Origin of the sequence: Microvirga sp. TS319 (assembly GCF_041276405.1) — a bacterium.
In the GTDB taxonomy this organism is placed as follows: Bacteria; Pseudomonadota; Alphaproteobacteria; order Rhizobiales; family Beijerinckiaceae; genus Microvirga.
On the sequence record NZ_JBGGGT010000002.1, the window covers coordinates 3,652,501 to 3,664,505 of the forward strand.

A 12,005-nucleotide genomic window follows, 5' to 3' on the forward strand; every position below is an offset into this window, starting at 1 on the left:
CGCCGTCACCCAGGACGAACCTTGGGCTCCGACTGTTTGTAAGCATCCGGTTTCAGGTACTGTTTCACTCCCCTCGTCGGGGTGCTTTTCACCTTTCCCTCACGGTACTGGTTCACTATCGGTCGCTGAGGAGTACTTAGGCTTGGAGGGTGGTCCCCCCATGTTCAGACAGGATTTCACGTGTCCCGCCCTACTCAAATCCAACCCTCTCACTGACTCGTACGGGGCTATCACCCATCATGCCTGCTTTTCCAAACAGTTCCGATGACGATCAGGTTGGCATGGGCCTGGTCCGCGTTCGCTCGCCACTACTAACGGAGTCTCAATTGATGTCCTTTCCTCCAGGTACTTAGATGTTTCAGTTCCCTGGGTTCGCTTTAAACCCCTATGAATTCAGGGCCTAATACCTTCATCAGACCCTCCGTAGTGCAACGCCACCCAAAGGATGTCGTCACAATACAAAGGGTCGAAGGTGGGTTTCCCCATTCGGAGATTCTTGGATCAAAGCTCGTTCGCAGCTCCCCAAGACTTATCGCAGCGTACCACGTCCTTCATCGCCTCTCAGCGCCAAGGCATCCACCAGATGCTCTTACGACACTTGATTACTCTCATGATCGATGTCCGCTCGGCAGCGGCCATCGACCCAAAAGAAAGACCTGTCTTCGGATTGCTCCAAAGACATGTTTTGCTTGCCAAAGCATATCCGGCGCACCTGGCTGCGGGCCAGGGCTGGTTCGCGGGACTAGGTTGCCCGCTGGCCGAATATGCCGCCTCTTTACGATTTCAAACATCCGCGCCGCTCCCCCACAAGAGGGGAGGGCCCGAATTCGACAAGATCCCGCGCGCCCCAAGCGCGCAGAATTCCGGAACCACCCATCACCACCATCGCACCAAAGCAATGGTGGAGCCTGTCGGGATCGAACCGACGACCTGAAGCTTGCAAAGCTACCGCTCTCCCAGCTGAGCTAAGGCCCCGTTGACAATGGTGGGCCTGGGACGACTCGAACGTCCGACCTCACCCTTATCAGGGGTGCGCTCTAACCACCTGAGCTACAGGCCCGATCCGCCGTTAAACGGCAGGGTTTTCCGGAGAAGAAGAAGCGAAGACGGCAGCGTCCCGCAAAATAGGGTCTGACTTGACCCTGTATGTTCCAAGCGTTCCGATGTGAGCGACAGCCTGTTCGAGAACAGGAGCACCCAATCAAGAGAACATCCTTAGAAAGGAGGTGATCCAGCCGCAGGTTCCCCTACGGCTACCTTGTTACGACTTCACCCCAGTCGCTGACCCTACCGTGGTCGCCTGCCTCCTTGCGGTTGGCGCAGCGCCGTCGGGTAAGACCAACTCCCATGGTGTGACGGGCGGTGTGTACAAGGCCCGGGAACGTATTCACCGTGGCGTTCTGATCCACGATTACTAGCGATTCCGCCTTCATGCACTCGAGTTGCAGAGTGCAATCTGAACTGAGACGGCTTTTTGGGATTAGCTCCCCCTCGCGGGTTCGCTGCCCATTGTCACCGCCATTGTAGCACGTGTGTAGCCCAGCCCGTAAGGGCCATGAGGACTTGACGTCATCCCCACCTTCCTCGCGGCTTATCACCGGCAGTCCCCCTAGAGTGCCCAACCTAATGATGGCAACTAGGGGCGAGGGTTGCGCTCGTTGCGGGACTTAACCCAACATCTCACGACACGAGCTGACGACAGCCATGCAGCACCTGTGTTCCGGCCAGCCGAACTGAAGGAGAATGTCTCCACTCCCCACACCGGACATGTCAAAGGCTGGTAAGGTTCTGCGCGTTGCTTCGAATTAAACCACATGCTCCACCGCTTGTGCGGGCCCCCGTCAATTCCTTTGAGTTTTAATCTTGCGACCGTACTCCCCAGGCGGAATGCTTAAAGCGTTAGCTGCGCCACTGACGAGCAAGCTCGCCAACGGCTGGCATTCATCGTTTACGGCGTGGACTACCAGGGTATCTAATCCTGTTTGCTCCCCACGCTTTCGCGCCTCAGCGTCAGATCCGGACCAGTCAGCCGCCTTCGCCACTGGTGTTCTTGCGAATATCTACGAATTTCACCTCTACACTCGCAGTTCCACTAACCTCTTCCGGTCTCAAGCCTTGCAGTATCGAAGGCAATTCTGTGGTTGAGCCACAGGCTTTCACCCCCGACTTACAAAGCCGCCTACGCGCCCTTTACGCCCAGTGATTCCGAACAACGCTAGCCCCCTTCGTATTACCGCGGCTGCTGGCACGAAGTTAGCCGGGGCTTCTTCTGCGGGTACCGTCATTATCGTCCCCGCCGAAAGAGCTTTACAACCCTAAGGCCGTCATCACTCACGCGGCATGGCTGGATCAGGGTTGCCCCCATTGTCCAATATTCCCCACTGCTGCCTCCCGTAGGAGTTTGGGCCGTGTCTCAGTCCCAATGTGGCTGATCATCCTCTCAGACCAGCTACTGATCGTCGCCTTGGTGGGCCATTACCCCACCAACCAGCTAATCAGACGCGGGCCGATCCTTCAGCGATAAATCTTTCTGCTCTCGCACGTATCCGGTATTAGCCCAAGTTTCCCTGGGTTATTCCGAACTGAAGGGCACGTTCCCACGCGTTACTCACCCGTCTGCCACTCACCCCGAAGGATGCGTTCGACTTGCATGTGTTAAGCCTGCCGCCAGCGTTCGTTCTGAGCCAGGATCAAACTCTCAAGTTGAACTTCAGAATTCGATCTCGACTGTTCGTCTTGAAAACGCAAAATTGACAGAGCACCTCTCACTCCGGCCAAAGCCAGAGCGGTGTACTCACCAAAAGCGCAAGACCATGGTCGATGTCTTGTTCAAAGCAGCCCCAAAGGGCCGCCGCAAGGACACCGCCGCCTGCGCTTCTTCTTCCTTCTTCACTTGTCAAAGAGCAGCATCGTTAGATGCGATTTCCGAAGACGACAGCGCCTCACTCCGGTTTTACCCGGCTTGAGCCGCCAGCCTGTCAGGGAAACATCGGAACTGCCCATTTGGGACAGCGCCGCGATGAACCCGATTTAGGATCATTCAACCAGCTTGTCAACCCCATTCTTTTCAAAATCGGGCAGCCCGTCCGAAGACGGATCCAACTCGAAAGCTGCCCTCAAATCCGACTTTCGTCAGGTTTGCCGACCCGCTTTCTGGAAGGTGCTGGCGCCGTTCGCATTCAGCGGCGGCGTCGATGGGCGGGTTATAAGCCCGGCCCCTCCGGACTGTCAACACGGTTGTGAAGGTTTTTTGACAGCCGGCGGGACATTCTCGGATCCTCTCCTCACAGGATTCGATGGGTCCCGCCTCACTGCCGACACAGTAGCGGTTGAAGCAGCCTCAGCGACGCCTCTCCATCGGAGGAGCATCCGAGCGGCCTATTTCCTCTTATGCTGTGCCGGTGCCGTCTCTTGTGTTAGAGCGCCTCTACCCCCTATGGATTAGGCCACTCAATCGGATACGACTTCTCATGAGCCATGTTCCTCCTGATAACGGCCTGCCGAAGGCTTCCCGAAGGGAAGTGTTTCGCAAGTCGTCGGGAGTCGAGCTGGGCCATGAGCCGGCCTTGACCGCCAGCGGCGCCTCGGCCCCCGAGATCGACAAGCGCGAAATCAATCTGCGCTGGCTCGGCGCCAGCGTCCTGACAGGCGTCACCGGCGCCGTCCTGATCGGCGCTTCGATTCATGTTGCCATCGAGGGCGCCACCAATGCCGTTCAGCCTCCGGAACGCACTGCGGTGAGCGCCTATTCCCGTCCGGAATCGGAAGGGGAGCGCGCCACGAACGCCGCCCGCAAGGGCGACCGGCTGAACATGACCGAGATGACGGCCTCCGCGAAGCAGAGCTTCAGGGCTGCCATGACCATCCGCAACGGCGACCGCGAAGCGATCAAGGTCCGACAATTCGTCAAGATCGCCACGAACCTGTCTCTCACGGCCGGCACCTATGCGTCCGATATTCCTCCGTTCAATCCTATGCGGCTGTTCGCGGAGAATACTCAGGAGAAGATCGATCAGGTGCCTGAGATCACCGATGCCGATGTATCCGTGCTCCGGCGGGACCTCGCCTCCATGGTCATCGAGGCGAGTTCGCCGACACTGACGGACGACGACGTCCAGGCCATGCTGGAGGAGGAGCGGCGCGTCGGAGGAGGCGCCGGGAGACGCGCCTCCGTGCCGATTCCCGCTCAGCAAATGCTGTCCCGCACCCTGCGCCAGCCCGACAGTCTCGGGGATGCCCTTGGCTATGCGCGTGTCGTCGATGCGCCGTTCAGCACCATCGAAGTCCGGGTGGTGCCTGAAAACGTCACCGATCTGCCGAAGATCGAGCAGCGGGCCGTTCCGCCCCTGGTCGAGGAACGCGACGTCGTCTTCAAGAAGGGTGAGACGCTCGAGACGGTCCTGCGCAGCTACGGGGCGACTCCGGAGCAGATCGCGGCCATCACGACGGCTCTGTCGGCGCGGATGAAGGTCGCGACCATGGGGGAAGGCGCCCATCTGCGCATTCTCATCGCCCCCGGGCCGCGCCTGGGTGATCCCAAGCAGATCGTGCGCGTCATCGCGTTCGGCGAGAAGGGGATCGACGGCATCGCGGCCACGAACGATCGCGGCGTTTTCGTCTCCGTGACGCCTCCCGAAGATCTTTCAGACCGCAAGGCGACGGCCGACGTGCAGGAAGAGGATGAGGAGGAAGGCAGCGGCGGCGTCAGGCTCTACGAGAGCCTGTACGAAACGGCCATGAAGAACGATCTGCCACCGGAGACCGTGGAGGAGCTCATCCGGATCTTCGGCTACGACGTCGATTTCCAGCGCCGGGTTGCGCAGGGCGACAGCTTCGAAGTGTTTTTCGGCGCGGACGACGAGAATGCGCCGCCGGAAGTGCTCTACGCCTCGCTGACGATCGGCGGGGAGGCGCGCCGGGTCTACCGCTTCCAGGGGGAAGACGGATCGATCGACTACTTCGACGAGACCGGCCGCTCCCTGAAGAAGTTCCTGCTCCGCAAGCCGATCTCGGACGGCATTCTGCGGTCGGGCTTCGGATCCCGCTTCCACCCGATCCTGGGCTATAGCCGGCCGCATACGGGAATCGACTGGGCGAACAAGGTCGGCACGCCGATCCTGGCCGCCGGCAACGGCACCATCCGCATGGCGGACTGGAAATCGGGCTACGGCCGCCACATCGAGATCCAGCACGCCAACGGCTATGTGACCACCTATTCGCACATGTCGGGCTTTGCCAAGAACATGGCTGCCGGCGTCAAGGTCCGCCAGGGGCAGGTGATCGGGTATCTCGGCAGCACCGGCCTCTCGACCGGCCCCCATCTCCACTACGAAGTGCTGATCAACGGCAGCTTCGTCGACCCCCTGAAGATCCGCCTGCCGCAGGGCCGCGAGCTCGACGGCCGCAGTCTTGCCGAGTTCAAGCGCCAGCGTGAGCAGGTGAACGACCTGATGAGCCAGGCGGGCGCCACCGCAAGCCTCGCCCAGCGTGCCGAGTTGCGCTGAACCTAATGCTCGACCTGCTCACGATCGTCTTTCCGGTCTTCGGCCTGATCGGAATCGGGTATCTCGCACGCCGCACGGGGTTCGTCTCCGAGCGCATGGGCGAGGGTCTCTCGGAATTCGTCTTCACCCTGTCGGTCCCCTGCCTGATCTTCCGCACGCTCGTGAAGGCCGAGATCCCGCAGACGCAACCGTGGGGCTACTGGATTGCCTATTTCGTCGGCGTGGCCGTCGTCTGGGTCCTCGCGACCGCGATGGCCAAACGATATTTCGGGGTCAAGGGAGTCGCGGGCGTCGTGGCCGGGTTCTCGGCGGGACAGGCCAACACCGTCTTCGTCGGCGTGCCCATGATCCTCAAGGCCTATGGGGACGAAGGCGCCGTCCCGCTCTTCCTGCTGCTCGCCGTACATCTGCCCGTGACCATGACCTTGGCGACCGTGCTGGCGGAGGGACGCCAAGCCTCGCCGCTCGTCATCCTGCGGCGTCTCGCGACGCATCCGATCGTGGTCGGCATTCTCGCGGGCTCCGCCCTTCGCCCCGTCGCGGCGGTGGTGCCGACGCCTCTGTGGCAGATCATGGACCTGCTCGCGAGCGCAGCCGTGCCCTGTGCGCTGATTTCCATGGGCATTGCGCTGCGCCGCTACGGGATGAAGACCGGTTGGAAACTGCCGGCGGCGATCTCTATCCTCAAGCTCGTGGTTCATCCGCTCGTGGTGCTCCTGCTCGCGACTTTCGTGTTCCAGATGCCACCTGTCTGGGCGGGCGTGGCCGTGCTCTTCGCGTCATGCCCCTCCGGCATCAACGCCTATCTCTTCGCCGAGCGTTATGGAGAAGGCGTGGCCCTCGCCTCCAGCGCCGTGACGCTCTCCACGATCCTGGCGATGGGCACCACCCTGCTCTGGCTCTACGTGCTGGGTGTGGGCTGAGGATAAAAACCCAGCCTCCCGCGGACCTCCGCGGCCGCCACCCCTCGGGTTCGCAACGCGCACAAGGCTTCCGACCTCCGGCTCTTCGCGAGCTTGTCGCCGCCCGGATCGAGGATCAGGCCGTGATGGTGATAGAGCGGCGTGTCCAGACCGAGCAGGACCTGCAAAAGCACGTGCAGATCGGTCGCCGCCTCCAGGTCCTGCCCGCGCACCACATGGGTGACGCCCTGCAGGGCATCGTCCACCACGACGGACAGATGATAGCTCGTCGGCACGTCCTTGCGCACGATCATCGCATCGCCCCAGCGCCAGGGATCGGCCGCGACGATCTCCTCGTCGCCCGTGAGCGAAAACCGCGTGAAGGCATAGGGACCGGGGTGAAGACGGCGGACCACGTCGCTGTCGATCCGCCAGGCATGCGCCTCGCCCGCACGGATCCGTCCCTCGGCCTCGCCGCCGGGAAGACCCTTGCAGATGCCTGGATAGAGCGGCGCGCCGTCGGGGTCCCGCGGCCAAGCCTCGCCGCTCTCCGCCTCGATGGCCTCGACCCGCTCGGCGATGCGCTTGCGCGAGCAGAAGCAGGGATAGACGAGCCCCCTCCCCTTCAGGCTTTGCAACGCCGACCGGTAATCCGCGAAATGCTCCGATTGCCGGCGCACCGGCTCTTCCCAGGACAGGCCGAGCCAGGTGAGATCCTCGACGATGCCCGCCTCGTATTCGGGGCGGCAGCGTGCGATATCGATATCCTCGATGCGCAGCAGAAACCGGCCGTCGAGCCGCCGGGCGAGCGCATCGTTGAGCAGGGCCGAATAGGCATGGCCAAGGTGAAGCCGTCCGTTGGGACTTGGAGCGAATCGGAATACGGGCTTCGTCGGCTTCGTCACGGACGTCCTTCAGACACAAGGAGCGGAATGGGATGGTCACCCTCCTCGAAACGGATGCGGTTCTCAAGAGGGGTTTGACGGCGCTCGCGAAGGCCGATCCCGTCATGGCGAGGCTCGCCGCCGAAGGCGTGGTCCCGCAACTGCGCAAGCGGCCGCCCGGTTTCGAGGGGCTGGCCTGGATCATCGTCGGCCAGCAGGTATCGACCGCAAGCGCCGCGGCCATCTGGGGACGATTGCGGCTGATCCTGGATCCGCCGGAGCCCGCGCGCTTCCTGAGCCTTTCCGACGAGGACCTGAGAGGAGCAGGCCTCTCCGCCATGAAGATCAGGACGATCCGCGCGACCGCCATGGAAATCGTCGAAGGGCGGCTGCCCCTCGACCGGCTGGACGAGCTCCCCGCCGACGAGGCGCACGGCCTCCTGACCCGGGTGAAGGGCATCGGCCCATGGACGGCCGATATCTACCTGCTCTTCTGTCTCGGTCATCCCGATGCCTTCCCGGGCGGCGACCTCGCGGTGCAGGAGGCCGCCCGCATCGCCTACGGGCTGGCGGCCCGGCCCGACGCAAAGGCCTTGACGGCCCTCGCGGAGAGCTGGCGCCCGTGGCGCGGCGTAGCGGCCAAAGTGCTCTGGGCCTATTACCGGGTAGTGAAGGCGCGGGAGGGCAGCCCCGTCACGTGAGTGCTCACCCCTGCTGCGCGGCCGCGAGAGAGGCCTGGGCGCCCGCCCTCAGCATGGCAGTGTCGCTGCCGATGGAGACCATGTTGAAGCCCTTGCGGGCGAGTTCCCCGGCCCTCGCGCCCGAAGGCGCATAGATTCCGGAGAGCTTGCCGGCGGCTCTCACGCGGGCGAGCACATGATCGAGCGCCTTGTCGACTTCAGGGCCGGCAGGGTCGACGCTCTTGCCGCCCGACAATGCGATGGAGAGGTCCGCCGGACCGATGAAGACACCGTCGATGCCAGGCACGTTGAGGATCTCGTCGAGAATGGCGAGCGCCTCCCGGGTCTCCACCATGGCGAAGGACACCGTCAGATCGTTGGCCTGGCGCAGATAGTCCGCCGCATCCAGGCCCGAGAGGGACAGAGCGCCATAGGCGCCCCAGCTGCGCTGGCCCACGGGCGGGAACTTCATGAACGAGGCGAAGAGCCGGGCGTCGTCGACGGTGTTGATCATGGGCGCGATCACCCCCGAGACGCCGGCATCCAGGAAGCGGGAGGCGGTGGCGAATTCGCCCACCGGAACCCGGACCAGGGCCGGCTTCCCGGCCGCCGCGATCAGCGGCACGGCCCGGAGCGCGGCCGCGAAATCGATGGAACCGTGCTGCATGTCCATGACGACCGCGTCGAACTCTTCCCTCGCGAGCAGGCCCGGAACCGACGGATCCGGGATTCCGCACCAGGCGGTGAGCAGGGGCGTGCCTGCCTTCAGGAGGTCGGGGAAGGATGGATTAGTCAGCATGGCGCTCTTTCTTGTCCTGGTGTTTGCTGTCGTGCCGCGGATTCCCGCAAGGCTGACGAGGCTCAACGCCCCGCCTTGATCTCCTCGATGGCTCGGGCCATCAGCTGCTGCAGCTTAGCGCCAAGCTCGGCTTCGTCGAGAGGCTTTCCTGCCTGATTGAGGTCCTGCCGGATCTTGCGAACCGCATCCGCGTCCCCCGGTGCCCGGAAATCGGCCTGGACGACGCTCGCGGCGTAAGCCTTTGCCTCGTCTCCGGTCTTGCCCAGTTTCCCGGCGACCCAAAGGCCAAGCAGCTTGTTCCGGCGGGCCATGGCCTTGAAGCGAAGGTCCTGGTCATGGGCGAACTGCTTCTCGAAGGCGTCTTCGCGCTCGTTGAAAAGGGTCATGGATGCTCCTCCCGGCCTGGGGTCATCATGCGATATAAGGGCGCACTCGCGTCATCACCATGTCATCACCACCTAAAAGAAGGTGCTTCGAAGGGGCCACACCCTGCCCTCCTCCGTGCCGCGTTGTGCTTGCCCCCTTGATCGGATAGGTTGCCCTGAAGCGGAGCGCTGGTTTAATGCCGCGCATACGCCAGCCGCGGAACTGCATCATTTGTTGACCCAGGAGCCCACGGCACTATGGATTTTCTCAAACCACGGTACACGCCTATGAATCGTCGCCGTCGCGTCTATGAAGGCAAGGCGAAAGTCCTCTATGAGGGCCCCGAACCCGGAACGCTCATTCAGCACTTCAAGGATGACGCGACGGCCTTCAATGCCAAGAAGCACGAAGTGATCGACGGCAAGGGCGTGCTGAACAACCGGATTTCCGAGTTCCTCTTCCAGCACCTGAACGATATCGGCGTCCCGACCCACTTCATCCGCCGCCTGAACATGCGCGAGCAGCTGATTCGGGAAGTGGAGATCATTCCTCTCGAGGTCGTCGTGCGGAACGTGGCCGCGGGGTCCCTCGCCAAGAGGCTCGGTCTCGAAGAGGGCACGCAGCTGCCGCGCTCGATCATCGAATTCTATTACAAGAACGACGAGCTGGGCGACCCGATGGTCTCGGAAGAGCATATCACCGCCTTCGGCTGGGCCTCTCCCCAGGAGATCGACGACATCATGGCGCTGGCGATCCGCGTCAACGACTTCCTGTCCGGCCTCTTCCTCGGCGTCGGCATCCGCCTCGTGGATTTCAAGCTGGAGACCGGCCGCCTCTGGGAGGGCGAGATGATGCGCATCGTCGTGGCCGACGAGATCTCCCCGGATTCCTGCCGTCTCTGGGACATCAAGTCCAAGGACAAGCTCGACAAGGATCGGTTCCGCCGCGACATGGGCGGCCTGGTGGAGGCCTATACGGAAGTGGCGCGCCGCCTCGGGATCCTGTCGGAGAACGAGAACGTCGTCGCCGGCGGTCCGCGCCTCGTGCAGTGAGGCCTGCATCCCGAGCAACGACCGAGCCCGGCCCCGCGCCGGGCTTTTCTTTATCCGCCCATCGACCTGACCCGCATGTTTGCGCTAGAAAAGGCAATGTCGTTTCGCCTGCCCCTCCCCGGCTTTCTCCTCCTCCTGACGCTCGGCCTGACCGGCTGCGGCTACATCCCTCGCACGGTCGAGGGTGTGCCCCCCGGAGCGCCCTGGCAGGCACTGCCGCTCCGCAAATGGCTCGCGGAGGACCGGGCCGAACCGGTGGCTCTGGCCCTCTGCGCTCCGCCACAATGCAGCCCGGGCTTGGCCGTCGGCGTCATCCGCCTTAACGGAAAGGACGCTCAGATCACGGAGGCCGTGCTCAAGGACCCGGAACGCCTCGCCCGCGCCCTCCGCTCACCCGTGGGCCGGGACAAGCCGGTGCGGAGCGCGATTTCCGTCGAGCGCCTGAAGGATGCTCCCTATCCCGGCTTCGCCATCAGCCTCGCCCCGGCGGACGGGCAAAAGGCCCCCGCCTTCGGGGCGGCCCTGGGCAGGCGCTCCGGCGAGGAGCTGGACGTGGTTCTCGTGATCGGCGACACGGCCGAGGCCGTACAGCAGACGGCCCGCCAGGTCGCGGCCCGAGAATTGGGCACCTGAGCCGGGTTCCTGCACGATCTCGGGAGAACCGGAGATCACTTTACCGGATCCTGCTCCTAAGACATTGTTTCTTGCGGCCATTGGCTTTATGGCGTGGGGCAAATCTCAACAGCCCGAGGCCTCCCATGAAAGCTCGCGTCACCGTCACCCTGAAGAACGGCGTTCTCGACCCCCAAGGCAAGGCCATCGAAGGAGCCTTGACGTCCCTGGGCGTGGAAGGCATCGCCGGCGTGCGCCAGGGCAAGGTCTTCGATATCGAGCTGGACACGGCCGACAAGGCTCAAGCCGAGGCCTCCCTCAAGGCGGCCTGCGAGAAGCTGCTCGCGAACACCGTCATCGAGAACTACCGCGTCGAACTGATCTGACCGTCATGCCCGGACCTGGTCCGGGCATCCACGTTTGACCCGCGCCGCATGGCGTGGATGGCCGGGACGAGCCCGGCCATGACGAGAGAAGGATGGACCCATGAAATCCGCAGTCATCGTCTTCCCCGGCTCCAATCGCGAAGGCGACGTGGTGCGGGCCCTCAAGCAGGCCGGCTCCGATGCCCAAAAGGTCTGGCACGCCGAGACCGAACTGCCCCACGGGACGGACCTCGTGGTCCTGCCGGGCGGCTTTTCCTATGGCGACTACCTGCGCTGCGGCGCCATCGCGGGCCGTGCGACCGTGATGGACGCGGTGCGGGCTCACGCGGCGCGCGGCGGCCTCGTGCTCGGCATCTGCAATGGCTTCCAGATCCTGTGCGAATCCGGCCTTCTGCCCGGCATCCTGATGCGCAATGCGAACCTCAAGTTCATCTGCCACCGCCAGTTCCTGAAGGTGGAGCGTACCGACACCGCTTTTACCAAGCGCTATGGGCAGGGCCAGGCCATCGACGTCTGCGTCGCCCACGGCGAGGGCAACTACACGGCGGATGCGGAGACTCTGAAGCGCCTCGAGGGCGAAGGGCTCGTCGCATTCCGCTATTGCGATGCGCAGGGCCATGTGACGCCGGACGCCAACCGCAACGGCTCCATGAACTCCATCGCGGGCATCTATTCCGACAAGCTCAACGTGCTCGGCATGATGCCTCACCCGGAAAACCTGATCGAAGATCTCGTAGGCGGCACCGATGGGCGCGGCCTGTTCGAGAGCCTCGTGTCGTCCTTCCCCCGCGCTGCCTGATTTTTGAAATTACGAGACCCT

Annotated in this window: 11 protein-coding genes, 2 tRNA genes and 2 rRNA genes (1 of these 15 running past the window's edge); 8 read left to right on the forward strand and 7 right to left on the reverse strand. The window is 63.1% G+C overall.

Annotated elements, in window-relative coordinates:
• Nucleotides 1-604, reverse strand: a 23S ribosomal RNA gene (locus AB8841_RS26670); it reaches 2,205 nt to the left of the window's first position.
• Nucleotides 605-610: 6 nt separating this feature from the next.
• Here AB8841_RS26670 and AB8841_RS26675 point away from each other — a divergent pair.
• A complete protein-coding gene (locus AB8841_RS26675) occupies nucleotides 611-934 on the forward strand; it encodes a hypothetical protein (RefSeq protein ID WP_370433915.1) in 324 nt (107 codons plus the stop codon).
• Here AB8841_RS26675 and AB8841_RS26680 read toward each other — a convergent pair.
• The 3 genes from AB8841_RS26680 to AB8841_RS26690 all read right to left on the reverse strand — a co-directional run bounded on the left by AB8841_RS26680 (nucleotide 900) and on the right by AB8841_RS26690 (nucleotide 2,706).
• Nucleotides 900-975: transfer RNA gene (locus AB8841_RS26680), tRNA-Ala, on the reverse strand. The genes AB8841_RS26675 and AB8841_RS26680 overlap by 35 nt on opposite strands.
• An 8-nt stretch (nucleotides 976-983) precedes the next feature.
• Nucleotides 984-1,060 (reverse strand) — tRNA-Ile (locus AB8841_RS26685).
• Nucleotides 1,061-1,219: 159 nt separating this feature from the next.
• Nucleotides 1,220-2,706, reverse strand: a 16S ribosomal RNA gene (locus tag AB8841_RS26690).
• The 16S and 23S rRNA genes sit together here with 2 tRNA genes alongside, the layout of an rRNA operon.
• Nucleotides 2,707-3,470: 764 nt before the next feature.
• Here AB8841_RS26690 and AB8841_RS26695 point away from each other — a divergent pair.
• Entirely contained in the window at nucleotides 3,471-5,504 is a 2,034-nt protein-coding gene (locus AB8841_RS26695; RefSeq protein WP_370438759.1) for a M23 family metallopeptidase, read from the forward strand.
• Between the two features lie 5 nt (nucleotides 5,505-5,509).
• Nucleotides 5,510-6,427: an AEC family transporter gene (locus tag AB8841_RS26700; RefSeq protein WP_370438760.1), complete on the forward strand. Its 918-nt coding sequence runs from the start codon at nucleotides 5,510-5,512 to the stop codon at nucleotides 6,425-6,427.
• Here the strand turns inward: AB8841_RS26700 and gluQRS are convergent.
• Nucleotides 6,406-7,311, reverse strand: a complete 906-nt coding sequence (gene gluQRS / locus AB8841_RS26705; protein WP_370438761.1) for a tRNA glutamyl-Q(34) synthetase GluQRS — start codon at nucleotides 7,309-7,311, stop codon at nucleotides 6,406-6,408. The genes AB8841_RS26700 and gluQRS overlap by 22 nt on opposite strands.
• A gap of 32 nt (nucleotides 7,312-7,343) precedes the next feature.
• Between gluQRS and AB8841_RS26710 the strand changes: the two genes are divergently transcribed.
• A complete protein-coding gene (locus AB8841_RS26710) occupies nucleotides 7,344-7,991 on the forward strand; it encodes a DNA-3-methyladenine glycosylase (RefSeq protein WP_370438762.1) in 648 nt (215 codons plus the stop codon).
• A 4-nt stretch (nucleotides 7,992-7,995) separates the two neighbouring features.
• On the opposite strand, the gene AB8841_RS26715 is transcribed toward AB8841_RS26710, so the two are convergent.
• Both AB8841_RS26715 and AB8841_RS26720 read right to left on the reverse strand, forming a co-directional pair.
• Nucleotides 7,996-8,769, reverse strand: a complete 774-nt coding sequence (locus AB8841_RS26715; RefSeq protein WP_370438763.1) for an HpcH/HpaI aldolase/citrate lyase family protein — start codon at nucleotides 8,767-8,769, stop codon at nucleotides 7,996-7,998.
• Nucleotides 8,770-8,831: 62 nt separating this feature from the next.
• Complete coding sequence (locus AB8841_RS26720; protein WP_370438764.1) at nucleotides 8,832-9,155, reverse strand: DUF1476 domain-containing protein; 324 nt, start codon at nucleotides 9,153-9,155, stop codon at nucleotides 8,832-8,834.
• 237 nt (nucleotides 9,156-9,392) lie between these two features.
• Here AB8841_RS26720 and purC point away from each other — a divergent pair, with 237 nt between their 5' ends.
• From purC to purQ, 4 genes are all read left to right on the forward strand, one after another.
• Entirely contained in the window at nucleotides 9,393-10,187 is a 795-nt protein-coding gene (gene purC, locus AB8841_RS26725) for a phosphoribosylaminoimidazolesuccinocarboxamide synthase (protein WP_370438765.1), read from the forward strand.
• A gap of 96 nt (nucleotides 10,188-10,283) precedes the next feature.
• A complete protein-coding gene (locus tag AB8841_RS26730; protein ID WP_370438766.1) occupies nucleotides 10,284-10,820 on the forward strand; it encodes a hypothetical protein in 537 nt (178 codons plus the stop codon).
• A 125-nt stretch (nucleotides 10,821-10,945) separates the two neighbouring features.
• Nucleotides 10,946-11,185: a phosphoribosylformylglycinamidine synthase subunit PurS gene (gene purS, locus AB8841_RS26735; RefSeq protein WP_370438767.1), complete on the forward strand. Its 240-nt coding sequence runs from the start codon at nucleotides 10,946-10,948 to the stop codon at nucleotides 11,183-11,185.
• 100 nt (nucleotides 11,186-11,285) lie between these two features.
• Nucleotides 11,286-11,984, forward strand: coding sequence for a phosphoribosylformylglycinamidine synthase subunit PurQ (purQ, locus tag AB8841_RS26740; RefSeq protein WP_370438768.1), 699 nt, complete (start codon nucleotides 11,286-11,288; stop codon nucleotides 11,982-11,984).
• Nucleotides 11,985-12,005 lie beyond the last annotated feature (21 nt).